The 25,669-nt window shown below is 70.6% G+C and carries 21 protein-coding genes; 14 read left to right on the top strand and 7 right to left on the bottom strand.

The window, feature by feature from the left end; translation table 11 throughout:
- Window positions 1-34 precede the first annotated feature (34 nt).
- Window positions 35-484 carry a DUF1579 family protein gene (locus tag HDA32_RS03770; protein ID WP_179641831.1) on the bottom strand — a complete coding sequence of 150 codons (450 nt, stop codon included), beginning with the start codon at window positions 482-484 and terminating at the stop codon, window positions 35-37.
- 232 nt (window positions 485-716) lie between these two features.
- Between HDA32_RS03770 and HDA32_RS03775 the strand changes: the two genes are divergently transcribed.
- The 4 genes from HDA32_RS03775 to recD2 all read left to right on the top strand — a co-directional run bounded on the left by HDA32_RS03775 (window position 717) and on the right by recD2 (window position 5,916).
- Complete coding sequence (locus HDA32_RS03775) at window positions 717-995, top strand: DUF6506 family protein (RefSeq protein WP_179641832.1); 279 nt, start codon at window positions 717-719, stop codon at window positions 993-995.
- A gap of 958 nt (window positions 996-1,953) precedes the next feature.
- Window positions 1,954-2,931, top strand: a complete 978-nt coding sequence (locus tag HDA32_RS31695) for an SEC-C metal-binding domain-containing protein (protein WP_179641833.1) — start codon at window positions 1,954-1,956, stop codon at window positions 2,929-2,931.
- A 241-nt stretch (window positions 2,932-3,172) separates the two neighbouring features.
- On the top strand, window positions 3,173-3,613 hold the full coding sequence (locus HDA32_RS03785; RefSeq protein ID WP_179641834.1) for a hypothetical protein: 441 nt from the start codon (window positions 3,173-3,175) through the stop codon (window positions 3,611-3,613).
- Between the two features lie 89 nt (window positions 3,614-3,702).
- Entirely contained in the window at window positions 3,703-5,916 is a 2,214-nt protein-coding gene (gene recD2, locus HDA32_RS03790) for an SF1B family DNA helicase RecD2 (protein WP_179641835.1), read from the top strand.
- An 8-nt stretch (window positions 5,917-5,924) separates the two neighbouring features.
- On the opposite strand, the gene HDA32_RS03795 is transcribed toward recD2, so the two are convergent.
- The 3 genes from HDA32_RS03795 to HDA32_RS03805 all read right to left on the bottom strand — a co-directional run bounded on the left by HDA32_RS03795 (window position 5,925) and on the right by HDA32_RS03805 (window position 8,667).
- On the bottom strand, window positions 5,925-6,710 hold the full coding sequence (locus HDA32_RS03795; RefSeq protein ID WP_179641836.1) for a class I SAM-dependent methyltransferase: 786 nt from the start codon (window positions 6,708-6,710) through the stop codon (window positions 5,925-5,927).
- 830 nt (window positions 6,711-7,540) lie between these two features.
- Window positions 7,541-7,798: a DUF397 domain-containing protein gene (locus HDA32_RS03800; protein ID WP_179641837.1), complete on the bottom strand. Its 258-nt coding sequence runs from the start codon at window positions 7,796-7,798 to the stop codon at window positions 7,541-7,543.
- 11 nt (window positions 7,799-7,809) lie between these two features.
- Window positions 7,810-8,667 carry a helix-turn-helix domain-containing protein gene (locus HDA32_RS03805; RefSeq protein ID WP_179641838.1) on the bottom strand — a complete coding sequence of 286 codons (858 nt, stop codon included), beginning with the start codon at window positions 8,665-8,667 and terminating at the stop codon, window positions 7,810-7,812.
- A gap of 189 nt (window positions 8,668-8,856) precedes the next feature.
- Between HDA32_RS03805 and HDA32_RS03810 the strand changes: the two genes are divergently transcribed.
- The gene (locus tag HDA32_RS03810) at window positions 8,857-9,240 is read left to right on the top strand and encodes a hypothetical protein (protein ID WP_179641839.1); all 384 of its coding nucleotides are present in this window, start codon (window positions 8,857-8,859) and stop codon (window positions 9,238-9,240) included.
- Between the two features lie 201 nt (window positions 9,241-9,441).
- Complete coding sequence (locus tag HDA32_RS03815) at window positions 9,442-12,576, top strand: DEAD/DEAH box helicase (RefSeq protein WP_179641840.1); 3,135 nt, start codon at window positions 9,442-9,444, stop codon at window positions 12,574-12,576.
- A gap of 1,085 nt (window positions 12,577-13,661) precedes the next feature.
- Here HDA32_RS03815 and HDA32_RS03820 read toward each other — a convergent pair.
- Window positions 13,662-13,985 carry a hypothetical protein gene (locus HDA32_RS03820; RefSeq protein WP_179641841.1) on the bottom strand — a complete coding sequence of 108 codons (324 nt, stop codon included), beginning with the start codon at window positions 13,983-13,985 and terminating at the stop codon, window positions 13,662-13,664.
- Between the two features lie 420 nt (window positions 13,986-14,405).
- On the opposite strand from HDA32_RS03820, the gene HDA32_RS03825 reads away from it, so the two are divergent.
- Together HDA32_RS03825 and HDA32_RS03830 are read left to right on the top strand one after the other, a co-directional pair.
- Complete coding sequence (locus HDA32_RS03825) at window positions 14,406-14,693, top strand: hypothetical protein (protein ID WP_179641842.1); 288 nt, start codon at window positions 14,406-14,408, stop codon at window positions 14,691-14,693.
- A 52-nt stretch (window positions 14,694-14,745) separates the two neighbouring features.
- Window positions 14,746-15,192, top strand: coding sequence for a (deoxy)nucleoside triphosphate pyrophosphohydrolase (locus tag HDA32_RS03830; protein ID WP_179641843.1), 447 nt, complete (start codon window positions 14,746-14,748; stop codon window positions 15,190-15,192).
- 41 nt (window positions 15,193-15,233) lie between these two features.
- On the opposite strand, the gene HDA32_RS03835 is transcribed toward HDA32_RS03830, so the two are convergent.
- Window positions 15,234-16,265, bottom strand: a complete 1,032-nt coding sequence (locus HDA32_RS03835; RefSeq protein ID WP_179641844.1) for an iron-siderophore ABC transporter substrate-binding protein — start codon at window positions 16,263-16,265, stop codon at window positions 15,234-15,236.
- A 301-nt stretch (window positions 16,266-16,566) separates the two neighbouring features.
- Here HDA32_RS03835 and typA point away from each other — a divergent pair, with 301 nt between their 5' ends.
- Together typA and HDA32_RS03845 are read left to right on the top strand one after the other, a co-directional pair.
- Window positions 16,567-18,453 carry a translational GTPase TypA gene (typA, locus tag HDA32_RS03840; protein ID WP_179641845.1) on the top strand — a complete coding sequence of 629 codons (1,887 nt, stop codon included), beginning with the start codon at window positions 16,567-16,569 and terminating at the stop codon, window positions 18,451-18,453.
- 190 nt (window positions 18,454-18,643) lie between these two features.
- On the top strand, window positions 18,644-19,822 hold the full coding sequence (locus HDA32_RS03845; protein WP_179641846.1) for an FAD-dependent monooxygenase: 1,179 nt from the start codon (window positions 18,644-18,646) through the stop codon (window positions 19,820-19,822).
- A 562-nt stretch (window positions 19,823-20,384) separates the two neighbouring features.
- On the opposite strand, the gene aztA is transcribed toward HDA32_RS03845, so the two are convergent.
- The gene (aztA, locus tag HDA32_RS03850; RefSeq protein WP_179641847.1) at window positions 20,385-21,098 is read right to left on the bottom strand and encodes a zinc ABC transporter ATP-binding protein AztA; all 714 of its coding nucleotides are present in this window, start codon (window positions 21,096-21,098) and stop codon (window positions 20,385-20,387) included.
- A gap of 49 nt (window positions 21,099-21,147) precedes the next feature.
- Here aztA and aztB point away from each other — a divergent pair, with 49 nt between their 5' ends.
- The 4 genes from aztB (at window position 21,148) to aztD (ending at window position 25,569) form a co-directional block, all read left to right on the top strand.
- Complete coding sequence (gene aztB, locus HDA32_RS03855; protein ID WP_179641848.1) at window positions 21,148-22,026, top strand: zinc ABC transporter permease AztB; 879 nt, start codon at window positions 21,148-21,150, stop codon at window positions 22,024-22,026.
- Entirely contained in the window at window positions 22,023-23,249 is a 1,227-nt protein-coding gene (locus HDA32_RS03860) for a hypothetical protein (protein WP_179641849.1), read from the top strand. Before aztB ends, HDA32_RS03860 begins: the two co-directional genes overlap by 4 nt.
- A 5-nt stretch (window positions 23,250-23,254) precedes the next feature.
- Window positions 23,255-24,199 (top strand): zinc ABC transporter substrate-binding protein AztC, encoded by a 945-nt coding sequence (gene aztC / locus HDA32_RS03865; protein WP_179641850.1) that lies wholly within the window; start codon window positions 23,255-23,257, stop codon window positions 24,197-24,199.
- A 200-nt stretch (window positions 24,200-24,399) separates the two neighbouring features.
- On the top strand, window positions 24,400-25,569 hold the full coding sequence (gene aztD / locus HDA32_RS03870) for a zinc metallochaperone AztD (RefSeq protein ID WP_312863033.1): 1,170 nt from the start codon (window positions 24,400-24,402) through the stop codon (window positions 25,567-25,569).
- Window positions 25,570-25,669: the final 100 nt, after the last annotated feature.

Raw genomic sequence — 25,669 nt, forward strand, 5'->3', positions numbered from 1 at the left:
GGCCGGCCCCGCGAACCGGCCGGGCGCCGGCCGCTCACTCCGGCCGGGAGTAGATCGCCTCGACGACCTGGTAGTCGGCGCCGGGCATGATGTTGTCCATGGCCAGGCGCAGGTGCGCCGGGTCGTTGGGGTCGACGCGGATCCGCCAGCCCGCGTCCTCGGCGTAGGAGCCCCGGACGTTGAGCACGCCGTCCGCGCCGATGGCGCCGCGGCACTCCATCCACTGGGGGCCCTGATGCCAGGAGTCAGCCCAGACCGCGACGAGCTCGTCCGGTTTCCCGCCGTTGCCGATCACCAGCAGGCCTTCGTGCGGCCCACCCTGGTAGGCCCAGGTGTAGGCGATGGTGGCGAGGCTCCCCTTGGCTCCGAACGAGACCGTCGCGCTCGCCGCCGACTCGCCGTAGGCGTCGCCGGGCATCATGCGCAGTCTGTTCGTGCCGGTCCAGTCGCCGACGAGTCCGCTCAGGCTCTCCTTGACATCCATCCCGCGCTCCTCCCTCTCCGGATCCGCACCGGAGCCGCCGCCTTCGCCGCGGCCGCGCCGCCCGGCACTGCGATGCCGTGCATACTGCCAGGCTCCTCTGACAACCGTCCCCCAAGAGATTCCCCGTTTTGCCCATGGAGCTCCAGTTGACCTCAACCTTGGTTTAGGTTGCATGCTGGTCGGGTGTGCGCCACTGCGTACCACCCGGCAGAGCACGGAAGGAGCCGATGAGGTGGCCGGCAACACGGCGATCATCTACGAGGAGGCCGGGACCGACCCGGAGGTCGACCGGATCGTGCAGGAGGGCGGTGGCGGCCGGACGACGATCGTCGCCGTGCCCGAGCCCGCCGAGGCGGCGCGGCTCGCCGCCGAGCCGGCCGACGAGGGCGTTCAGCTCATCGAACTCTACGGGGGCTCCGAAACGGCGTGGCAGGCGGAGTTCATCGAGGCCGTCGACGCCCGAATCCCCGTCGGCGTGGTCGGCTACCCAAAGGAGTCGCGACCGGCCTGACCAAGCACGGGACGCACACGGAAATCAGGCACTCGGTGAAGCCAAAGGCCTCACTCAACGCACTGCCCGAAGCCTCCCGGAGCCGGGTGCCATCCGAGTCTTGGCTGACCGATGTCAGCGGAAGGTGTCAGAGGTGCTTCCGCCGACTTACATCCCGCTTTTTAGTTTGTTGACGTCGAAAACCGTGTTTCTTCCGAATACTACAGCCTTGTGATCTTGTCCGATTCTGTAGACCAGTTTGGCCGCGAGTCCGTGCTGACGTCTTCCATCTGCTTTTCGACGAGGTGGCCAATCTCCTCCTCGCTCCCTCTCGCTCTTGTATTTGTCGGACGATCCTGACCGCCCCTTCTCGAGTCAGGTTGCCCATTCAACCACCTCTGCCGTGCTGTCGATGGGGCGGGGGCCTCACGCAGGCCGGTCTGGCCGGTTTCGAAGGTGGTGGCCGGTACCTCCTCGTCCGCCGCGATGTCTTCGATCGCGGCGGATGCGAAGAACGGAAATCCGGCGAATATGAACAGCAGGAATCGGGTGGTCTTGATGCCGATCGGCGGTTTCTTCCTCGTGGGGAATCCTCCTCTTTTGCTGCAGAACAGGGGGACTCACCACGATCACTCCGGTGTGTGGGGGAATGAAAGCTCTCTGTGGCCGATTCCGGACACGGGTCCATCGAATGCGTGGTTCGGTGGAGTGGTCGGTCATCCCACGTCGACCGGACGGTCTTCATGGACGCATTCAGACGGTTCGGCAGGTACCGGCCTTTTCGGTGCGACGCGGGACACGGATGCGAAAACGGCGCGGACGCCCATTGGTGCGGGAACGCTCGCTGAGGGCGCTGAAGTCGCTTCAGACTTGCAGGGGGCAGGAATGTGCACTGCTCATTCCCCCGGTTCCGGTCTTCTTCTTCCTGATGACGGGAAATTCCTGCCGGGGCGGTAGGTCTGCGGCTAGCGTGGATTGGGTGAGCGGATCTCAGCCGAAGCGTTCGAAGCAGGCCATCGAGAATGCGCGTCAGCTCGCCGAGCGGTACGCATTGGAAGCCGAGGAGTATCCCGAAGAACGGGGCGAGGCGCTGCTCGACGCCGCCGATCAATGGGAGCAGGCAGGCGAACCCGACCGCGCATACGCCATCTACGACCAGCTGATCGCCGAGGACCTCGGTGAGGATTCGCAGTTCGCTCGGCGCTCGAAGGCCGGACTGCTGTACGAGGAGGGACGCCGCGCCGAGTCCGACACCGAGTTGGAGATCCTGCGCAGGAGCAATCCCATGCCCGGCCCCGCCTATATGACCGGGGAGCTTCTGGAGAGCCAAGGACGGTTCAAGGAGGCACTGGTCTGGTTCGAAGTCGCCATCGGGGTGGTCGACGCGACCGAGTTCGGCGGGTTCGACGCCGGCACACTGATCGCCTCCCCGGAGTACAACGGGCGGGTCCGGATCCGCCGGGCGCTGGGCATGCCCGAGGACGAGCTCGACCGCGCCGTGGTCCGCAAACGCGAGGAGTTCGCCGAACTCTTCGACCGATTCCAGGAGGAGACCGGCCAGGCCCGTCGCCGCGAGGACCCGATCTACCTGTTCGCGGCCTTCGTCCGCGCCGATGTCCAGCGCGCGATCGCGGGCGGACTCGTCCACGCCGACGGCATCGGGGGCGCCGACAGCGGTGCCGACGCCTACTGCCGCAGGGTGGAGCGCTATTGGCGGTCGCGGTCCAAGGAGGCCGAGGCGTGCCGGCTGCGGGTGCACCCGGCCACGGTCGGCGGTCTGCTGGCCTTCGCCGAGGACGGCGGCCTCGATCCCGTGGACGCCGACACCCGGGCCGCCCACGCCCGGCAGAACGTCGACGCCGGCAACACCGTCGCCTGGCCGCCCGAACGCAACGGCCTGTGCTGGTGCGGCACCGGCCGCAAGTACAAGAAGTGCTGCGGCCGACCCGGGACCTGAGCACGCCGCATCGCTCTCCGAAAGCGGTCGGGGCCGCCCTGTCGGCGGTGATGTTCGCGTCGGCCGCACGAGCCGGACCGCTGACCTCCGAAGGGCGACGCCTTCGGCGGGCTCTGCGGCGCGCGTGCAAGGCGGCGCGCCCCGGCGCGTGAGCCGCGGCTCGCTCGGACCCTCTGGGGCGGTCCCTCTGGCATCATCGACTCCGAGCCGAACGCCGCCGACGGCAAATGAGGTCTGTGGAATGCACGTCACGATCGTCCGCAGGACGGCACGGGCGCGGGCGGCGACGATCGCCACCGCCGCCTTGCTCGGGGTGGTGGCCGGGTGCGGCCTCACCGGACCGCCGCACGAACGCGACGACCGGCTCACCGCTGAGCTCGAAGCGTTCCAGCGCGACGGAGGCGAGCGTCCGGCCGACGAGCTGTTCCCCGGAGACTGGGACACGATGCACGTCGTGCTCGGTCCGACGACGGCGGAGAGGACCTCCAGGAAGGTCGGAGCCCAAGTGAGCATCGATGTGTTCTCCGACCGCGCGACGCTGCTGGTGTTCATGTCGGCGGGCGAGGTCGACCGCACCGCCGAATTGGACATGCGGGGGCTTCCGGAGGGTGAGTACGGTCCGGAATCCGTGCTGAGGTCGACCGGCGGGGAGCGGCCCGACATCACCATCGGCGGCGCCTGAGCGCGGGCGCCGGGCGCCCGCGCGAACGCTCCCCATACGCTGTCCGCGCCGTGGCCTACGCTGACAGGCGACCTGGGAGGGAGGAACCCGTGGCCGGTGGTCAACCGTTCCGGACGGCGGTGCTCGAGGCGGTCCTCGAACGCATCACCTACGCCAACGAGGAGACCGGCTACACCGTGGCCCGGGTCGATCCCGGACGCGGCGGCGACCTGGTCACCGTCGTCGGCTCGCTGCTGGGCGCGCAGCCGGGGGAGTCCCTGCGTATGGAGGGCCGGTGGGGTTCGCACCCGCAGTACGGCAGGCAGTTCCAGGTCGAGAACTACACCACCGTCCTCCCGGCCACCGTGCAGGGAATCCGGCGCTACCTCGGGTCCGGGCTGGTCAAGGGCATCGGGCCGCGGATAGCCGAGCACATCGTCGGCCACTTCGGCGTCGAGGCCCTCGACGTCATCGAGCAGACGCCCGAACGGCTGATCGAGGTCCCCAAGCTCGGCCCCAAGCGCACGAAGCTCATCGCCGAGGCGTGGGAGGAGCAGAAGGCCATCAAGGAGGTGATGGTCTTCCTGCAGGGGATCGAGGTGTCCACGTCCCTGGCGGTGCGCATCTACAAGAAGTACGGCGACGCCTCCATCGGCGTGGTGCGCAACGAGCCCTACCGGCTGGCCACGGACGTGTGGGGGATCGGCTTCAAGACCGCCGACACCATCGCCCGCGCCGTCGGCATCCCGCACGACAGCCCGCAGCGGGTCAAGGCCGGCATCCAGTTCACGCTGTCGGAGTCCACGGGCGACGGTCACTGCTATCTGCCCGAGGATCGGCTCATCGCCGAGGCGGTGAAGATCCTGCAGGTCGACTCCAGCCTGGTGATCGAGTGCCTCGCCGAACTCGTCGCCGAGGAGGGCGTGGTCTCCGACAAGGTTCCCGATAGCGACGGCGAGGCCGTGACGGCCGTCTACCTGGTGCCGTTCCACCGCGCCGAGATCTCCCTGGCCAACCAGTCGCGCACGCTGCTGAACCACCCGACCGACCGCATGGCGGCCTTCGCCGACGTCGACTGGGACGTCGCGCTGGGCTGGCTGAAGTCGCGCACCGGCACCGAGCTGGCCGCCGAGCAGGAGGAGGCGGTGAAGCTCGCCCTGACCAGCAAGGTCGCGGTCCTGACCGGCGGGCCGGGCTGCGGCAAGTCCTTCACCGTCGCATCGATCATCACGCTGGCCGCCGCCAAGAAGGCCAAGATCGTCCTGGCCGCGCCCACCGGCCGCGCCGCCAAGCGGCTGACCGAACTCACCGGCCACGAGGCGCGCACCGTGCACCGGCTCCTGGAGCTCAAGCCCGGCGGGGACGCGGCCTACGACAAGGACCGTCCGCTCGACTGCGACCTGCTGGTGGTGGACGAGGCGTCGATGCTGGACCTGCTGCTGGCCAACAAGCTGGCCAAGGCGGTGCCGCCGGGCGCGCACCTGCTGCTGGTCGGCGACGTCGACCAGCTTCCCTCGGTGGGCGCCGGGCAGGTCCTGCGCGACCTGCTCGCCGAGGACTCGCCGATCCCCAGCGTGCGGCTCACCCACGTCTTCCGCCAGGCCCAGCAGTCCGGCGTCGTCACCAACGCGCACCGCGTCAACTCCGGCAAGCCCCCGCTGCTGGACGGGATGACCGACTTCTTCCTGTTCCCCTGCGACGACACCGAGGTCACCGCGGAGCTGACCGTGGACGTCGTCGCCAACCGCATCCCGCGCAAGTTCGGCATGGACCCGCGCCGCGACGTCCAGGTGCTGACCCCCATGCACCGCGGCCCCGCCGGGGCCGGCAACCTCAACGTCCGGTTGCAGGCCGCGCTGACCCCGGCCGGGGAGGGGACGCCCGAGCGCCGCTTCGGCGGCAGGATCTTCCGGGTCGGCGACAAGGTCACCCAGATCCGCAACAACTACGACAAGGGCGCCAACGGCGTCTTCAACGGGACCGTCGGCGTGATCACCGGGCTCGATCCCGAGGAGCAGGAGCTGACCGTCCGCACCGACGAGGACGAGGAGATCGGCTACGAGTTCGCCGAGCTGGACGAGCTCGCGCACGCCTACGCCGTGACCGTGCACCGCTCCCAAGGCAGCGAGTACCCGTGCGCGGTCATCCCCGTCACCACCAGCGCGTGGATGATGCTGCAGCGCAACCTGCTCTACACCGCCATCACCCGCGCCAAGAAGCTGGTCGTCCTGGTCGGCTCCCGCAAGGCGCTGGCCCAGGCCGTCCGCAACGCCTCGTCGGGCCACCGCCACACGGGCCTGCGGCACCGCCTGGCGTCCCCCTAGCGGAGGCGCTACTCCGCCGTGCTTCCGTGGGTGACGCGGATCTTGGACTGGCCGTGCGGCAGCTTCTCCCAGTCGTCCATGAACCGGGCGGCCAGGCCATGCTTCTCGGCGAGCCGGATCAGCGTCTCGGTCCGGTAGTAGAAGTCCTCCCGCAGGACGTGGTGCTCCTCGCCCTCGGTGCGGTCGAAGGTGAAGTCGAACCAGCCGCCCGGGGCGAGGATCCGGCCGACGTGGGCGAAGCATTCGTCGATCACCGTCAGCGGCGAGTGCGAGAAGACGCTGTGCGCGTGCACCACCGTGAAGTGCGCGTCCGGGAGGAACCTGAACTTCAGGTCGCGCACCGGGGTCAGCGTCGGCAGCTTGTCGCGCAGGTCGTGCCGGACGATGGTCTCCTGGGCGGCCATCAGGATGTCGGGGGAGATGTCGATGCCGTAGTAGTTGCCGGTGTCGAGGTACTCGATGAACCGCCAGCCGGCCCGCAGGTTGCCGCAGCCGATCTCCAGCATGCGGGCGTCGGGGGTCAGCCCGTGCGACTTCAGGTAGTCGAACTGCATCGCGCCGAGCGCGAGCCAGCGATCGTGGGATTTGCTGCCGACCGCGGCCTCCGGGTTGGCCGCCGTGTCGGACTTCATCACCGCGCGGTAGTAGGAGACGTGATCGGGACTGCGCAGGCGCAGCCACGTGTCCCTACCGGCCCGGATCATGTACTTCGGCACCCGGCCGGGGTTCCGCAGCGCGTAGTTGATCCGGTGCGCCAGAGAGGCCCGGTTGGCGGTGAGGTTCTTCTTGGGCATGTGTCCAGTCTCCTCGTGCGGCCCTTAAGAGTCCGTGCAGTGTATGGGTAAAGGTCCGTGTACGCGCCGTTCCGCTCCCGGATCGTCTGCCCCGAGATCCTCGGCGTACCACCACTCGTACGGGATTCGCACGGGGTTTGGCGGAGGCTGCGCCGAGCGGCGGTCCACCGGTGTCCGGAAGCGGACATCGGCAACGGTCTGCTGTGCGGCCCCGTGGTCTGCCGGGTGGCGGGCGGCCTGGAGGGAAAGGCGGCGCCAAGGGCGGCGGCGGGTCCGGGCGGGCGCGCAGGTGTCCGTTCTGCGGTGGTTCCATCGCCGATCTCGGCCTTGTGGGCGTTATTGCAGCGTTTCAAGGGTCCATAAGATCAAGATCGCCGAAGACGGGCTCGGTTCGCCGGGGTTTTGGAAGTGACGCTTCTATGCCGAGTGCGGTGGGTTCAGGGGGTGGGCTGTCGCGGTCGCGTAGTGATGGCGGCACGAGCGGGCCCGCACTCGTCCGGGCACGGCTGCTGCTGCCGGGAGGTGCGGGAGGGTGTGGAAGGCGAGGTCTCCTGTGCCGTCGGCGCTGCGCGCACTGCGACAGCCAACCCCCCTGGACAGGCCCCGCTTCTTCTGCGGCGATCTTACTCCTGGCGCCATGTTGGGCCCGAACATGACGCCAGAAGCAAGATCGGCGACGGAGGAGACGGGGCGGGAGTAGGTTTTCGCCGCCCCGGGCCCTGCCGCCGTCGCTGCCGCTCTTCGGTGAAGACCGCCCGCCGCCCGGGAGCGAACAAGGCCGCACAGCAGGCCCGAGCCGCCCGTCGGACCCGCCTGACCCCCTGCAGACCTCAGTGCGCGGACGCGCCGCGCTTGACCCCGGCGAGGAAGGCGGCCCACTCACCCCGGCCGAAGGCGAGGTGCCCGAGGCCGGGGTGCTTCGAGTCGCGAACCCCGGTGGAGGGGGCGGGGAGGTCGGCGATCTCCACGCAGTTCTCGCCCTTGGCGCTGCTGTAGCTGCTCTTGCGCCAGAGGTCGGCGATCTCCACGCAGTTCTGACCCTCGGGCAGACTGTAGCTGCTCTTTCTCCAAGTAATGGGTTCGGTCATCGGCGCAAACCTCACTCCAGTAGCCGATCGATGAGCTCGGTCATCAGCGCGTTTGATTTCTCAACGTCAAGAGCTGCCGAGCGTGCGCTGTCGTAGATGAGGCTATAACTCTCGATTTCTTCCGACTCCTCCAGGAAGAGGCCATTGTGTGCGCTCTCGATGAAAACGGCCGGGGTGTCCTCTTCCTCGGGGAAGTCGATGATCACGAACTGTCCGGTCATCGCCTGGTGGGCACCACTGGAGTTGGGCAGGATCCGTACATCGATGCTCGGCTGCTTGTTCGCCTCGATGAGCCGTAGTAGCTGGTCTCTCATTACGGAGGCTCCGCCGACCAGCCTGTGCAGCGCCGCTTCGTCTATCACGGCCTCGATCACCGGTGCGTCATCGCGGTTCAGGACTGCCTGGCGGGCTCTTCGTGCTTCCAACCGGCGCTGGATCTCTTCTTCATCCTTGATAAGCCCGACCCGCATGATGGCTTCGGCGTAGTCGGGAGTCTGCAGAAGTCCGGGGATCAGCAGGCAGTCGTAGGAGCGCAGGCGCGAAGCCTCAGCTTCCAACCCGGTGTAGGTACCGGAGCCGAGGACATCGGAGTACTTCGCCCACCACCCTCGCTGCCGGGCGTCGCGGACGAGGTCAAGGAGGGCGGCCTTCTCTTCAGGGCCGGTCTTGTAGAGGTCGAGTAGTTCGGTCACGTCGTCGCTGGTCGGACGGGTCCACCTGTTGGTCTCGATATAGGTGACCTTGCCCCGGCTCAGACTCGTGGCCGCAGCGACCGCTTGGACCGTGTAACCGGCAGCCTCACGGCGGCGCTTGAGCTCCGCGCTCAGTCGCCTTCTCCGGACGGTAGGGCTGCGTCGGGGCTCCTCCACGGGCTTCCTTCCTCCTTCTGGTGGATCCAACTTTAGAACCGTTCCGGCGTACAGGACCGAGTAGGTGGGTGACAGGGAACCGGCTCTATTTTTGTAGGTCACTTGAAAGTTGGTCACCAAGATTTTAGTCTCTTTGGTGAGAGGTCGATCACTAAGGGCGATTGACCCTTACCTCAAGGCGGTGCTCCCATGTCCTCTGTCCCGTTGTCCCGGCTCTCCGCCGGGTTCTCTCCTCTCAATCCGTTGTTCGTCCTGGCCAAGGAGCTTGAAGCCCGTGGGCTGCACGTCAGCGTGGACGCCTCGATCTCGGTGGTGGACGCGCACCTTACGGGGGACTTCACCGCGTCGGGGCACCGCAGTGGTGACTTCCAGCGGGCGATCCTGCGGGTGGACGCGGTCACCGCTCACCCGTGGTGGTGGCTGCTGTGGCCGGGGGAGCGCTTCAAGAACGAGGTGGCCGAGCCCGAGGTCACCAGGCTCCTTCCCGTCGAGCAGACGCCCGATGTCGCCCGCCGGATCCGCAACGTCCTGATCCTCGGCGACTCCGAGCCGCCCGGCGGCTCCGCGCGCTGATCCGCTCATCCACTCATCCGGTCGGCCCTCCGCGGCCACCGGCACGGCTGCCAAGCCGGGCCCGGCGTGTTGCCCCGCACGCCGCAGGCGTCCCAGTCCCCGCGCCGTCGGGTCCGCTCGGCCTGTGAACCGCCCCCGTCGGGCCTGTCGGTCGCCGGTGCTAGAAACGCATCGAAAAACACGACGGTGAAGGATGCGCTCATGCCCCACTCCACGCCCAGCCTCCGTCCGGTCGCCGGACTCTACGAGAAGCTGCTGACCGACCGGCTCGAAGAGCGCATCGACGAGTTGGAGGCCCAAGGCTGGCGGGTCGTGCGCCGGGAGGTGGGCGCGGAATCCTCCCCGCACGTCCTGGCCCGGTACGTCGCGGACCGGGTGGAGCGCGCGCTCGAAGCCCTGAGCCTGGACGACCAGGTGGTGGTCGCCAACCGGATCCTCGAGGCCCTCTCGACCCTCGACGGGGCCAAGGACCTCCTCGAACGCGTGGCGGAGGGGCCCAGGCAGCTCCTCGCCCTCACCGACGGCGACGACGCCGAGGCCTACGCCCGGCGCCCGGCGACCCCGCTGTCCGAGGCCGCGCTGATCACCAACTCCCCCGAAGACCCGAACCTGGGCTCGGAGCTGCGCCAGGAGCTGGCCACCGCCGACCGGGTCGACCTGCTGTGCGCCTTCGTCAAATGGCACGGGCTGCGCTGGCTGGAACGGGCGCTCAAGGCCGCCCACACGCGCGGCGTGCCCATCCGGGTCATCACCACCACCTACATCGGGGCCACCGAACGCCGCGCCCTGGACAGGCTGGTCGAGGAGTTCGGGGCCGAGGTCAAGGTCAACTACGAGACCCGCTCCACCCGGCTGCACGCCAAGGCGTGGCTGTTCCGGCGCGACAGCGGATACGACACCGCCTACGTCGGGAGCTCGAACCTGTCGAAGGCCGCGCTCCTGGACGGCCTGGAGTGGAACGTCCGGCTCTCCTCGGTGGCCACACCGGCGGTGCTGAAGAAGTTCGAGGCCACCTTCGACTCCTACTGGAGCGAGCGCTCCTTCGAGGACTACGACCCGGCCCGTGACGCCCGACGGCTCGACGAGGCCCTGGCCGCAGCGGGCGGCGGGGGCGGCGCCGCCCCCGCCATCAGGCTGTCCGGGCTGGAGGTCCACCCGTACCCGCATCAGAGGGACATGCTCGAACGCCTGGAGGTCGAGCGCCGGGTCCACGACCGGCACCGCAACCTCCTGGTCGCCGCGACCGGGACCGGCAAGACCGTCATGGCCGCCCTGGACTACAAGCGGCTGCGCCAGCGTCACGGCCGCGACCTCAGGCTGCTGTTCGTCGCACACCGCAAGGAGATCCTGGAGCAGGCCCGGCGCACCTACCAGGACGTCCTCGGCGACGCGAACTTCGGCGAACTCCTCATCGGCGGCGAGAGACCCCGCGCGTGGGAGCACGTGTTCGCCGGCATCCAGGCCCTGAACGCCCGGCGTCCCTGGACCTTCGCGCCCGACCGCTTCGACGTGGTCGTGATCGACGAGTTCCACCACGCGATGGCCAAGAGCTACCGGGCGATCATCGACCACGTCCGGCCGCGGGAGCTGCTGGCGCTCACCGCCACCCCCGAGCGCACGGACGGGTTCAACGTCCAAGAGGAGTTCTTCGGCGGGCGCATCGCAGCGGAGATGCGCCTCTGGGAGGCCCTGGACAACGACCTGCTGAGCCCGTTCCACTACTTCGGCGTCACCGACAACACCGACATGAGCGCGGTGGCCTGGAAGCGCGGCGGCTACGACATCGACGAGCTGAGCAACCTGCTCACCGGCAACGACGCCCGCGCCCGGCTGGTGGTGCGCGCCGTCCGGGACAAGATCGCCGACCCGGGGGCCATGCGCGCGCTCGGGTTCTGCGTGTCGGTCCAGCACGCCGAGTTCATGGCGGACTTCTTCCGGCGGGCCGGGCTCAACGCCAAGGCGCTCTCGGGCAGGAGCACCCCGGAGGAGCGCCGGTCCGTCCTCACCGGACTCCGCAAGGGCACCGTCCAGGTGGTCTTCTCGGTCGACCTGTTCAACGAGGGGCTCGACATCCCCGATGTGGACACCCTGCTGCTACTCCGGCCGACCTCCAGCGCCACCGTCTTCCTCCAGCAGCTCGGCCGGGGCCTGCGGCGCACCGCGGACAAGGCGGTGCTGACCGTCCTCGACTTCATCGGCCAGCACAACAAGGAGTTCCGGTTCGAGAACCAGTTCCGGGCGCTCACCGACCTCAGCCGCAGGCGCCTGCTCGACGGCATCGAGCAGGACTTCCCGCGGCTGCCTTCGGGCTGCCAGATCATCCTCGAACCCAAGGCCAAGGACACCGTCCTGGCCAACATCAGGAGCCGGCTCGGCGTCACGGTCACCCGGTTGGCCAAGGAGGTGCGCTCCCACGCCGAGCCCCGGCTCGGCTCCTACCTGGCCGAGAGCGGCCGGGACATCGCCGACGTCTACCGCTCGGGACGGCGGTCCTGGACCGAGCTGCTGCGGCGCGCGGGGCTGCTGTCCGGTCCGGCCCCCGAGGGTGAGGAGCCACTGCTCAGGCGGGTGCCGGCCTTCCTGCACGCGGACGATCCGCTCCGGGTGGCCGCCTACACCCGGTTGCTGGAGGACGACGCCCCCGCCTACGAGGAGCTGGACGCACACGACCGTGCGTTCGCCCGGATGCTGTTCTTCTCGCTGTGGCCCCTGGGCGGCGGTTTCGCCACCTACCAGGAGGGCCTTGGGTCGCTCAGAGCCCACCCCGCCGTGCGCGACGAGTTGCGCCAGGTGCTCGCCCACGGCCTGGAGCACGCCGAGCACGTGACCGTCCCGCTGCTGGACGGGAGCCACGCCGTCCCGCTGGCCGTGCACGCCTCCTACAGCCGCGAGGAGATCCTGCCCGCTCTCGGGCAGAGTGAATTGGGCGGGTCGGTGCCGGGGCACTTCCGCGAAGGCGTCAAGTGGTGCGAGAGCGTCCAGACCGACGCGCTGCTCGTCACCCTGGAGAAGGACGAGAAGGACTTCTCCCCGCAGACGCGCTACAAGGACTACGCGATGAACGAGACCCTGTTCCACTGGGAGTCGCAGAATCAGACGTCGGAGTCCTCGCCCACCGGTATGCGCTACCGGAACCACCGGGAGATGGGGACCCGTGTCCTGCTGTTCGTGCGCCGCTACAAGACCGCCGACATCGGCACCGCGCAGCCGTGGATGCTGCTGGGGCCGGCCGAGTACGTCGAGCACGAAGGCGGCAATCCCATGGGGATCGTCTGGCGGCTCCGCCACGAGATCCCGGCCGACGTGTGGACGTACTCGGCGATCGCGGCCGGCTGATGCCCGGGAGCGGGCCGGTGGCGGGAGGCCTGTCGGCGGCCGCTCTCCTCGTTCTCGGACGGAACGCAAGGGCGGTGGAGAACGCTTTCCTGAGAAAAAGCTTCCGTGATTGGAATGCCCGTTTGTGTTGTTGCGAGGCTGTGATCTTGACCGTCGGGATCATGGGAAGATAGTTTCAGGATGAACTAAAATTGCGACATAAGCGGCGATTCTGGGGCCGCCTTTGTGCTGCGTGCACGCCAAGTCGCCGGTTCTTCGTGCAACCTGACCGGTTGGTTTTCTTGGGTCAGGGCCTAACGTTGGTTCTGCGGTCGCGTTGCAGTCCATCCCTATGCGCGTTGCCGCTAGTGCAGCCCGCTCGACCCTCTCCCGGGCCGGGCTGCCGGGTCGGGTGGCCGTTGGTTATCGGGGGCTGTTCTGCGCACTCCCCTCCCATGTGCAGAATGGTTTTTACAACGGTCGCCCGGCCCTCCGCATGTCACCGGTGTTTGACGATCGGGTTCGCGCAGGAGGCCGGCTGTCGCAGTGCGCGTAGCGTCGGCGGCACAGCAGGTCCGAGCCCTGAAATCCCACCCCGGCCCGCGAACGCGGCAGTCAAAGCGCGATCACGCGCCCGCCGCCCGGGTCCCTGAATTTCCGGGTTTTCGCCCGCAGGGCGGCAACGGCGATTTAGGCTCACCTCATGAAGCCGAAACCGGTGCTGAGCCGGGGGATCGGACGAAGCCGGGAGCGTGTGCGCATCGAGGCGCCCCGCCCGGAGTCCGCCACCGCGCCGCCCCCCGATGACCGCGCCGATCCTCCGCGCGGTTGTGCGGATCGCCCATGACGCTGACGCTCTTACCACTCCCCCCGAGGAGCGTCAGCCCCGCGGGCGCCGGCGAAAGAGGCCGGCGCCCGCGGCCCGTCCGGTCCACCGGATCAGACGCGGCCGCGAACTCCGTGGAGAATCCGCCGTCCACGTCGTAGCAGAGGGCGACCGGGTTGTCCGCGGGAGGCGTTCGCGGGAATCCGACTCCAGCCGCGGAAGCGGCCGGGCGGACAACGGGACGCCGCCCGGGCCGGACCCGGACACCCGGCGCCCGCTCTCAGTTCCCCTGGTGCACCCGGCGCAGAACGATCTTGCCGCAGGTCACGGTGATCCCCGCGGCGGCGCCGCCGAAGGAGAAGTCCACGCGCATGGAATCGGGGTCGTGCTCGGCCTGGATGTCGGTGATCTGGGCGTGCGGCCACGCTTCGGCGGTCTCGTCGAAGAAGCTGAAGTCGGTGACGTCCTCCAGGACCAGGGTGTGGTCGGTCACCGCGTCGGTGTCGTGGTCGCGCGTGCGCAGCACCATGGTGACGCGGTGCCGCGGCACGTCCAGCCACACGTTCTCCAGCGCGGCCCCCGACAGAGCTCCCAAAGCCGACATGTGACCGCACCTCTCCCCGCAGCGATGTTCGACAGGGGGCCCATGACCCGTGTCGTGAAGTGCCCATCGGCTGTGACCGCACACCGCGCGGGCCGGTTCCGGACGGGGCGCCGCGGTGGCGCACTCCGCGGCACCCCCGTCGGGACGGTCCTCGATCCGCTTTTGCGCGTGCCCGAAACCGGTGCAGGGGTGTCGGGCGGTACGGCCGCGATGGGGCCGCAGCGTCAGGGGAGCAACGTAGATACCCCCGGTGTCGTAATCAAGAAGTAATCAAACTGGAAAGATTGTGTTTACGGCCGAGTGTCGCGCGGGTATTACGGACGCTGGCAGCGGGAACCCACCTGCATGCCGCACTTCCCGTAGTCGTCGCGGGCGTCCCGCTGCGGACACCCGCGAGCACGCATGGAAAGGCACACGTCCGTGGGCACCCTCTCCTGGATCAACGGCTCCTCCCCGGCTTCGCCCGCTCACGCCGTCAGCATGCTGCACAGCTACCTCTCGGCGGCCGGCGTGCGCAGGCTCTACGCGGCGAGCAACGCGCAGGTGGCGTCGCTGTCGGTCCGTACGGGGCTCACCGTGTGGTGCATCAACGGGACGTTCCGCTGGTCCGACGACCTCGGCCAGGCCGTCACCCACCCGGCCGACGACCCCGAGGGCGCCGCCCGCCGCCTCAACGGCCTGGCGGCCCCGCTGAGCGCCGCTGCCTGAGGGCCCGTCTCGGGAGCCCGCCTGTCGGGGCCGTTGAGTAGCGTGGGGCCTTGTGACCGAACCCCTGATTGTCGTCGGCGCGGCGATCGTCCGCGACGGAGCGCTCCTCGCCGCGCAGCGCGCGGAGCCGCAGCGGATGCGCGGACGCTGGGAACTGCCCGGCGGCAAGGTCGATCCCGGCGAGACCGATGAGGTCGCCCTGGTCCGCGAGTGCCACGAGGAGCTCGGGGTGCGGGTCCGCCTGCTGGAGCGGATCGGCGGCGACGTCGTCCTGCCGCCGCATTCTCCCGGCTCCGCCGCCGTTCTGCGGGTGTGGGTCGCCGACCTCCTCGACGGGGAGCCCGCGCCGCTGGAGCACCTGGCGCTGCGCTGGCTCACCGCCGACGCGCTGACCGACGTCGACTGGCTGCCGGGCGACCTGCCCTTCCTCGAACACGTCCGGCCCTACCTGGGAACGGACCTGGAGGCGAGCGACCCCCTGCCCGGCGCCCGCGGCTGAGGCGGCGCCGGACCGGGGGCCGGGCGGGGCGGCGCGTCCGGCTATGCCTCGCCCGCGGCGGCCTCGGCCAGCTCGGGGGCGAACTTGTCCACCGCCCACGGCAGGCTCAGCGGGCTCACCGCCGACATCGCCATCGCCACGGCGGGGTCGTCGAAGGCGACGTAGCCGCCGTTCTGGACCGCGGGAATCTTCGAAAAGACCGGATTGTCCTCGGCGTCCCGGCGGTCCTGCTCGGTGTTGAACCACATGACCATCACGTCGGCGTCGACCTGGTCGGCGTTCTCCATGCTGGTCGTGCCGTAGAACTGGCCGTCGGCCACGTCGAGCTCGTCGGTGATGGCGGCGGGCTCGAAGCCGAGCTGCTTCATCACCTCCGCCCGCGGCTCCCCGGCGATGTAGAAGGCGAGCTGCCCGTCGGGGGTGACGGTGCCGAACACGAACGACTTGCCCGCGAACTCCGGGTGCTCCTCGGCGACGCCGTCGATGTAGGCGTCGGTGTCGTCCACCAGCCCCTGCGCCTCGTCCTCCCGGCCCAGCGCCCTGCCGATCGCGAGGGTCTGCTCCTGCCACTCGGTCTGCCACGGCTTGTCGAGGTAGGGGATCGTCGGGGCGACCTGGGAGAGGTCCTCGTACTGGCCCTCCTCCAGGCCCGACTGCACGCCGAGGATCAGGTCCGGCGCCAGGTTGGCGACCTGCTCGACCGGGATGCCGTCGTCGTTGCTGATCAGGGCCGGCGTCTCGCCGCCGAGCTCCTCCAGCCTCTCCCGGTCCCACGGCAGCAGCCCGTCCTCGCCGGCGCCGAAGGTCGACTCCGCGATGCCCACGGGCACGACGTCCAGGGCCAGCAGGGTGCCCTCGTCGGACCAGCCCACGGTGACGATGCGCTCCGGCCGCTCGGTGATCTCGGTGGAGCCGAAGGCGTGCTCGACGGTGACGGGGTAGGCGCCGCTGCCGCCGCCGGCCGATGAGTCGGCCTCTTCGGTCCCGGTCGCGGTGCCGCAGCCGGTCATGACGGTGGCGGCGGCCACGGCGAGCGCGCCGGCGCGCCACGCCTGGGGGCGTGTCATCAGCATGGAAAACCTCCGGAGTCGGGAGACGAGGGTCCCTCACTCCGCGGGCGCGGCGAAGCGGCGGCACTCGATGAGCACCAGAAGTGAGGTACGCCTATCCTAAGTCCATCTTGTCTGGTTTTACACCCTTAGATGGTGCTGGTGATCGAGCGGGGTGCCCCCGGACGCCCGGGCCCCGCGTCCGGGCCCGCTGCGCATACGTCCTGACCTGCACGTTTCCTGGGGTGCTACCGGGCACCGCATAAACTGGTGAAAGGCCGCGGGAGTCGCGGTGTTTCCCAGCAGATGAGATCGAGACTTTCGCATGTCCAGCGCCACGCCCGCTGAAGGCTCCGCACGCCGTGCCGACCTCCGCAACGTCGCCATCGTCGCGCACGTCGACCATGGCAAAACCACTCTCGTGGACGCCATGCTCTGGCAGTCCGGCGCGTTCCGCGCCAACCAGGACGTCGACGAGCGCGTCATGGACTCCAACGACCTGGAGCGCGAGAAGGGCATCACCATCCTCGCCAAGAACACGGCCGTCCACTACACGACGCCCGAAGGCGAGGACGTCGTCATCAACATCATCGACACCCCGGGCCACGCCGACTTCGGCGGCGAGGTCGAGCGCGGCCTGTCCATGGTGGACGGCGTGGTGCTGCTCGTCGACGCCAGCGAGGGTCCGCTGCCGCAGACCCGCTTCGTGCTGCGCAAGGCGCTGGCGGCGAAGCTGCCGGTGATCCTGGTCATCAACAAGGTCGACCGCCCCGACAGCCGCATCGCCGAGGTCGTCGACGACACCTACGAGCTCTTCCTGGACCTCGACGCCAACGAGGACCAGATCGACTTCCCGATCGTCTACGCCTGCGCGCGCGACGGCAAGGCCTCCCTGGAGCGCCCCGAGAACGGCACGGTTCCCGACAGCGACACCCTGGAGCCGCTGTTCCGCACCATCCTGGACACCACCCCCGCCCCGGAGTACACCCCCGGCGCGCCGCTGCAGGCCCACGTCACCAACCTCGACGCCTCCCCGTTCCTCGGCCGGCTCGCGCTGTGCCGGGTGCGCCAGGGCGAGATCCGCAAGGGCGAGCAGGTGGCCTGGTGCCGCGGCGACGGCAGCATCCAGCGGGTCAAGATCACCGAGCTGCTCATGGCCGAGGCGCTGGAGCGCAAGCCCGCGGAGAAGGCCGGCCCCGGTGACATCGTCGCGATCGCCGGCATCCCCGACATCATGATCGGCGAGACGCTGGCCGACGCCGAGGACCCGCGCCCGCTGCCGCTCATCACGGTCGACGAGCCCGCCATCTCCATGACCATCGGCACCAACACCTCGCCGCTGGTCGGCAGGGTCAAGGGCGCCAAGGTCACCGCGCGCCTGGTCAAGGACCGCCTGGACCGCGAGCTCGTCGGCAACGTCAGCCTGCGCGTGCTGCCCACCGAGCGCCCCGACACCTGGGAGGTGCAGGGCCGCGGCGAGTTGGCGCTGGCCATCCTGGTCGAGCAGATGCGGCGTGAGGGCTACGAGCTCACCGTCGGCAAGCCGCAGGTGGTCACCAGGGACGTCGACGGCAAGACGCACGAGCCCGTCGAGCGCCTCACCGTCGACGCGCCGGAGGAGTACCTCGGCGCCATCACCCAGTTGCTCAGCGTCCGCAAGGGCCGGATGGAGCAGATGACCAACCACGGCACCGGCTGGGTCCGGATGGACTGGCTGGTCCCCTCGCGCGGCCTCATCGGCTTCCGCACCGAGTTCCTCACCGAGACCCGCGGCACCGGCATCGCCCACCACGTGTTCGAGGGCTTCGAGCCGTGGTTCGGCGACCTGCGCACCCGCCCCAACGGCTCCCTGGTGGCCGACCGCTCCGGCTCGGCGGTGGCGTTCGCGATGTTCAACCTGCAGGAGCGCGGCACGCTGTTCATCGAGCCGGGCACCGAGGTCTACGAGGGCATGATCGTCGGCGAGAACTCCCGCTCCGACGACATGGACGTCAACATCACCAAGGAGAAGAAGCTCACCAACATGCGCTCCTCCACCGGTGACGAACTGGTGCGCCTGGTGCCGCCGCGCAAGCTCTCCCTGGAGCAGGCGCTGGAGTTCTGCCGCGAGGACGAGTGCGTGGAGGTCACCCCCGAGGCCGTGCGCATCCGCAAGGTCGTCCTCGACCAGAAGGAGCGCGGCCGCATGGCCGCGCACAAGAAGCGCGGCTGACCGCACCGCCGCTGCCACCGCCGGCCCGGGAGCGCAAGAGGCCGTCGACCCGGAAGTCCAGGTTGGGCCGGAAACGGGCAAAACCCGGTAACCGATGGCGCTCCCGGGGCAGCGATCCTAGCCTGGGTCTTCACGGACCCACGGCGATCCGGTGCGCCGGGGTCGCTCCTCTGCCGCGAAGGACAGCTCAATGGCCCAGCCCCATGCCGTCGTGATCGGAGGCGGCATCGGCGGACTGTCCGCCGGCGTCGCCCTGCGTCGCAAGGGGTGGGCCGTGACCGTCTGCGAGCGTGCGCCCGCCCTGGATCCCGCCGGGGCGGGCATCGGCATGGCCCCCAACGCCCTGCGCGCCCTGGACGTGCTCGGCATCGGCGACGACGTCCGCGCGCTGGGCGCCTCCCGGTACGAGGGGGCCGTCCGCCGCAAGGACGGCCGCAGCCTGCTGCGCGTCAGCGCCTCCGACATGCGCAGGCGGTTCGGCGACGCCATCGCCCTCCTGCTCCGCTCGGAACTGGTCGACGTCCTGCTCGGCCGGCTGCCCGGGGACGCGCTGCACACCGCGACCACCGTCACCAGCGTCGAGCCGGGCGACACCCGCCGACTGGCCCGGGTCGGCACCGACACGGGCGAGCTCACCGCCGACCTCGTGGTCGCGGCCGACGGCGTCCGCTCGACCGTCCGGCCGACCCTGTTCCTGGAGCACCCGGGCCACGTCTACGCCGGGTTCACCAGTTGGCGCGTCGTGGTGCCCAGCCCCGAGCCGCCGGTCCTGTTCGGCGAGAGCTGGGGGCGCGGCGGGGTCGTCGGCGTGCTCCCGCTGGGCAACGGGCGGCTCTACTGCTACGCCACCGCCAACGGGCCGGCGGGGGAGACGGCGAAGGACGAGAAGGCCGAACTGCTCGCCCGCCTGGCCGACTGGCACGACCCGATCCCGCGGCTGTTCGAGGCCGCGCCGCCGGAGGAGGTGCTGCGCACCGACATCTGGCACGTCGACACCCCGTTGCCCGCCTACCACAAGGGCAGAGTCGCCCTCCTGGGCGACGCCGCGCACGCCATGACCCCCAATCTCGGCCAGGGCGCATGCCAGGCCATCGAGGACGCCGTGGTCCTGGCGCACCACGTCAACGAGTCCACGGCCTACCTGCCGACCGCGCTGCAGTCCTACACCGACGCCCGGCTGCCCCGCACCACCGGGATCGTGCAGAAGTCCGCGCAGCTCGCCGAGGCCGTGCAGAGCGAGTCCCCGCTGCTCACCACGTTGCGCGACACCGGGGCGGGCATCCTGGGCCGCCTCGCGCCCCGGCTGATGTCGCAGTACCTGCAGATCCAGGACTGGCACCCGCCGGCGGAACAGGCGGCGCGGGCCTGAACGACGCGGGTCCTCTCCTGTCCCGCCCTCTTCTCGCCGACGCTTCTTGACCGTGAGTTTCAACCTCGACCATCGGGGGTCGTGAAGTCTCAGCCGGAGGAGGGATCCGCGGTGGTTGGGTGATGGTGCATGCCGTCCCCGGCCTCAGGGGGGTTGAAGCCTCAGCCCAAGGAGGGACTCGCGGTGACCGGGCGATCCTCTCGTGTGGCCGAAGGCCCTTGATAGGGATCGCGCCGGCGCCGCGCCGCCCACGCCGCCACCGTGCGTGCCAGGGCGCGGCCGTGGTTTCGGTGCGCGGTGAGGGCGCGGGCCGCCGTGTCCGCTCGCCTCGGCCACCGAGGGCGTGAGACACCGGCCACAGGGGTTTGAACCCCGGCCCGAGGACGCGATCGCGCACCGCCGCCGTGGGCGCGGGTCGAACTATGGGCCTTCGGCCACGCGAGAGAATCGCCCACCCGCGCGCCGTCCTTCTGGGGCCGGCCTTCACGACCCCCTGGGGCCGAGGTGGAGGGGGCTCACCCGCGCGCCGTCCCTTCGCGGGATCCGGGAGGGAACGCGGGTGTCAGCGGAGCCGCGGGAGCCCCCAGATCCCAGCCAGCGCCGCGGGGGTGAGCACCGAGGCGGGGGCGCCCTGCGCGGCGAGGCGGCCTTCGGCGAGGAGCAGGCAGTGATCGGCGCGCATGGCCGCTTCGAGGTCGTGCGTCGCCTGGACCACCGTGGTGCCGTCGGCCCCGGCCCGGTCGAGGACGGCGGAGATGCGCTCGCGCGCCTCGGCGTCGAGTCCGGTGGTCGGTTCGTCGAGCAGCAGCAGATCCGACTCCTGCGCCAGGCCCTGGGCGACGAGGGCGCGCTGGCGCTGCCCGCCGGAGAGCTCGCCCAGCCGCCGGGGCGCGAGGTCGAGGACGCCCAGGTGCGCCATGCACTCCATGACGATCCGGTGGTCCCGCTTCGTCAGCCGCCGCCACGGGCCGCGGTGCGCCCAGCGGCCCATGGCCACGGTCTCCTCGACGGTGATGGGCAGGGCGTCGGAGACGGCGCTGCGCTGCACCACGACGGCCGGGCGGCGGGCGTGCGAGCGCCGCACCGATCCGCCCGTCGGGGCGACGACGCCGGCGGCCACGCTCAGCAGCGTCGACTTCCCCGACCCGTTGGGCCCCACCACGGCGGTCACGCCGGAACGGGGGACGCGGGCCGTGATCCCGTGCAGGACCGTCCCGCGCCCGTACCCGGCGAAGAGCCCGTGCAGGGTGATCGCCGTCTCATCTCGCTGCTCCATGCCGTCCTCCGTCGAAAACGATAACGGTTTTCATTATAGAATGCCGGACATGGAGTGGTTGTCCGATCCCTTCGGGGTCTCCTTCGTGCAGCGGGCGCTGTGGGGCGGGATCCTCGTCTCACTGATCTGCGCCCTGGCCGGGACCTGGGTGGTGCTGCGCGGCATGGCGTTCCTGGGCGACGCGATGTCGCACGGGATGCTCCCCGGCGTCGCGCTGGCCTCGCTGCTCGGCGGCAATCTGCTCCTCGGCGCCGCGCTCAGCGCGGGCGCGATGGCCCTCGGGGTCACGGCGCTCGCCCGCTCGCCCCGGTTGTCGCAGGACACGGTCATCGGCCTGCTCTTCGTCGGGATGCTCTCCCTGGGCGTGATCATCGTGTCGCACTCGCAGTCCTTCGCCGTCGACCTGACCGGCCTCCTCTTCGGCGACGTCCTCGCGGTGCGCCCGCGCGACCTGCTCCACCTGGCCGTCGCGCTGGCCGTGGCGGCCCCCGCCGCGCTGCTGGGCCACCGCTCCTTCACGGCCCTGGCGTTCGACCGGCGCAAGGCGCACACCCTGGGACTGCGGCCCCGATGGGCCCACGCGCTGCTGCTCGGGCTCATCACGCTCGCCATCGTCGCCTCGTTCCGCGTCGTCGGCACCCTCCTCGTCTTCGGGCTGCTCATCGCGCCGCCCGCGGCGATGGCGCTGTGGGCCCGGCGGATCCCGGCGATCATGCTCGGCGCCGCGCTGCTGGGCAGCGCTTCGACCGCGTTCGGCCTGCTCGTGTCGTGGCACCTGGGAACAGCGGCGGGCGCGACGATCGCCGCCACCGCCGTGGCGCTGTTCTTCCTCTCCGCACTGGCGGACCGCGCCCGGCGCCGACGGCCGCGCCCCGGCCCGCCGACCGCCGTCGAAACCACGGACAAGGAGTTCGAGCACTCATCATGACGCCGACCAGGACAACGTCCGCGGCGCTCACCGCGGTCGTCGCCGGGGCGCTGCTGGCCGGGTGCGGCACCGCCGACGGCGTCGGCGCGCCGGTCCCCGAGGAGCAGACCCAGCACGGCTACGTCGAAGGGGCCGAGGAGGCCGCCGAACCGCAGCACCGCCTCGTCATCGCCGATACGCGGACCGGAGCGGTGCACGTCCTCGACCTGATCACCGAGGAGGCGACCGAGGTGGATCGGATCGACGGCGTCGGCGGCGTCCACGGGGACGGCCGCTTCGCCTACCTCACCGCCGAGGACGGCGCGGCGGTGCACGTCGTCGACAGCGGGGCCTGGACCGTCGACCACGGCGACCACTCCCACTACTACCGCGCCGAAACGCGCTCCGTCGGCACGGTCGAGGGCAACGGGCTGCGCGGCGTCGGCACCGACACGGCCGTCACCGCGCTGTCCTTCGCCGACGGTCGGGTGAGCGTCCTCGACCGCCCCGCGCTGGAGGAGGGCGACATCGCCGAGGCCGCGGCCCTCGACGGCCGGGACGGCGCCGCGCTGCCCTATGCCGGACACCTGCTCGTCCCGGCCGTCGGGGACGGCGGGGGAGGCACGGCCCCGGTGGAGGCGCTCACCAGGGGCGGCGAACCGTCCGCGTGGATCGAGGAGCCCTGCCCGGACCTCCAGGGCCAGGCCGTCACCCGCCGCGGCGCCGTCTTCGGCTGCTCCGACGGCGCCCTGCTGGTCACCGAGGACGGCGACGCGCTGCGGGGCGAGCGGATCGACTACCCGGAGGAGGTGCCCGAGGACGAGCGCGCCCGGGAGTTCCAGCACCGCCCCGGCGGTTCGACGCTGGCGGCGAAGGCCGGCGAGCGGGGCGTCTGGGTGCTCGACACGGCCGCGAAGGAGTGGACGCTGCTGGAGACCGGGCCCGCGGTGGCGGTGAACGCGGTCGGCGAGGGGGCGCCGGTCCTCGTCCTCACCGAAGACGGCACACTGCGCGCCTTCGACCCGGAGACGGGGGAGCAGACCGCCGAGACCGAGCTGCTCGACGCCCCCCTGACCGGATCGGAGGCGGCCCCGCCGGTGATCCGGGTCGACACCGGGCGCGCCTACGTCAACGACCCGGCCGCCGACGCGGTCCACGAAGTGGACTACAACGACGACCTGCGGATCGCCCGCACGTTCGATCTCGGCTTCACGCCCGACCTCATGGTCGAGACGGGGCGGTGAACCCGATGGCGAAACAGGACGCGCGCCGGCCGCGCCGCTCCGCCGCGGCCCTCGCGGCGATCGGCCTCGCGCTGCTCGTCCCGCTGGCGGGGTGCTCGGCCGTCGGGGAGGACCGCTCCGGCGTGGTCGTCACCACCAACATCCTCGGCGACGTCACCCGCGCCGTCATCGGCGACGAGGCCGAGGTGACCGTGCTGATGAAGCCGAACGCCGACCCGCACTCCTTCGGCGTCTCGGCCAGGCAGGCCGCCCGGATCGAAAACGCCGAGCTGGTCGTCTACAACGGCCTCGGCCTCGAAGAAGGCGTGCTGCGCAACGTCGGGGCGGCGCAGGAGGCCGGGGTGCCGACCCTCGCCGCGGGCGAGGCGGCCGACCCCGTCGACTACGCCGAGGGGGAGACCGCCGGGCAGCCCGACCCCCACTTCTGGACCGACCCGGTCCGGATGGGCGCGGTCGTCGACCTGATCGCCGAGAGGACGATCGACGAGGTCGGCGGCGTCGACGCCGAGGCGGTCCGCGCCAACGCCGCGGCCTACCGCGGCGAGCTCGCCGAACTCGACGCGTGGATGACCGAGCGCTTCGCGGACATCGCGCCGGAGCGGCGCAGCCTGGTGACCAACCACCACGTCTTCGGCTACTTCGCACAGCGCTACGGATTCGAGGTCGTCGGCACCGTGATCCCCAGCGGTACGACGCTCGCCTCGCCCAGCGCCTCCGACCTGGAGTCGCTCGCCGACGCGGTCCGCGAGGCCGGGGTGCCGGCGGTCTTCGCCGACTCCTCCCAACCCGACCGCCTCGCCCGCGCCATGGCCGAGGAGACCGGCCTGGAGATCGAGGTCGTCGCCCTGTTCTCGGAGTCCCTGACCGGGGAAGAGGGCGGCGCCCCCACCTACCTGCAGATGATGCGGGCCAACACCGAGGCCGTCGTCGGCGGCCTCGCCGAGGAGTGAGGAACCGCTCCTCGACGCGCTTCGACCGCCGCGTTCGCTGGGCGAGGAGGGGCTTTTCGGCTCGGAACCGCTGTGCCGCCGGCGGCCTGCGCGCACTGCGGCAGCCGCCCCCTCTGCGGGTCCGATGGCCGGACATCAGTCGGACATCGCGGCCCGCCGCGCGATCCCCTCACCGGAATGGAAGAAGGATGGACCACACCGTGCAACTCCGAACGCTCACCGGCAGGGCGGCGGCACTGCCCGCCCTGATCACGGCGGGACTCGTCCTGAGCGCCTGCGGCCAGGCGGGCTCCGAACCCGCAGGGGAGGGCGCTTCGCGGTCCCCCGCGGTCGCGGCCCCCCTCGTCGCCACCTACGACGGCGGCCTCCTCGTCATCGACGGCGAGACCCTCGACGTCGCCGCCGACATCCCCCTCGACGGGTTCAACCGGGTCAACCCGGCAGGCGACGGCCGCCACGTCCTGGTCTCCACCTCGACCGGGTTCCGCGTGCTCGACGCCGCGGCCCCCGAGCTGACCGACACCGAGTTCGAAGGGGCCGAGCCCGGCCACGTCGTCCGGCACGCCGGCAAGACCGTGCTCTTCTCCGACGGAACCGGGGAGGTCACCGTGTTCGACCCGCAGGACCTCGGCGACGGCCTGCCCGAGGGCGAGACCTTCACCACCGACCACCCCCACCACGGCGTCGCCGTCGAACTCGACAACGGCGAACTGGTCGTCACACTGGGCGACGAGGAGGAGCGCCCCGGGATCCAGGTGCTCGACGCCGACCGCGAGGAGACCGCCCGCAGCGAGGAGTGCCCCGGCGTGCACGGGGAGGCCACCGCCCAGGGCGAGGCCGTCGTGATCGGCTGCGAGGACGGCGTCCTGATCTACAAGGACGGCGAGATCACCAAGGTCGACAGCCCCGACGACTACGGCCGTATCGGCAACCAGGCCGGCTCCGAGGAGTCGGCGATCGTCCTCGGCGACTACAAGAAGGACCCCGAGGCCGAACTCGAACGGCCCGAGCAGGTCTCCCTCATCGACACCGGGACCGGCGAGCTGAGCCTGGTCGACATCGGCGCCGGCTACAGTTTCCGCTCGCTGGCGCGCGGACCGCACGGCGAGGCCCTCGTCCTGGGAACGGACGGCCGGATCCACGTGATCGACCCCGGCAGCGCCGAGGTCGAAAGGACCGTCCCGGTCCTGGACGAATGGGAGGAGCCGCTGGAGTGGCAGCAGCCCCGCCCCACGATCTTCGTGCGCGGCGACACGGCCTATGTGACCGACCCGGGCGCGAACGAGCTGCACGCCGTCGACATCGAGTCGGGGGAGGAGACGGCGACGGCGGAACTGCCCGGCACCCCCAACGAGCTCACCGGGGTCTGACCCGCCTCTTCTGGGAATCGGGTCGTGGCCGCGATTCTCCGTGCACCACCGATGACATGGAAAGGCTGCCGCCGGCGCGCCGGCGGCGTGAAAGGCCGCG

It is taken from the genome of Spinactinospora alkalitolerans, assembly GCF_013408795.1.
Taxonomy (GTDB): domain Bacteria; phylum Actinomycetota; class Actinomycetes; order Streptosporangiales; family Streptosporangiaceae; genus Spinactinospora; species Spinactinospora alkalitolerans.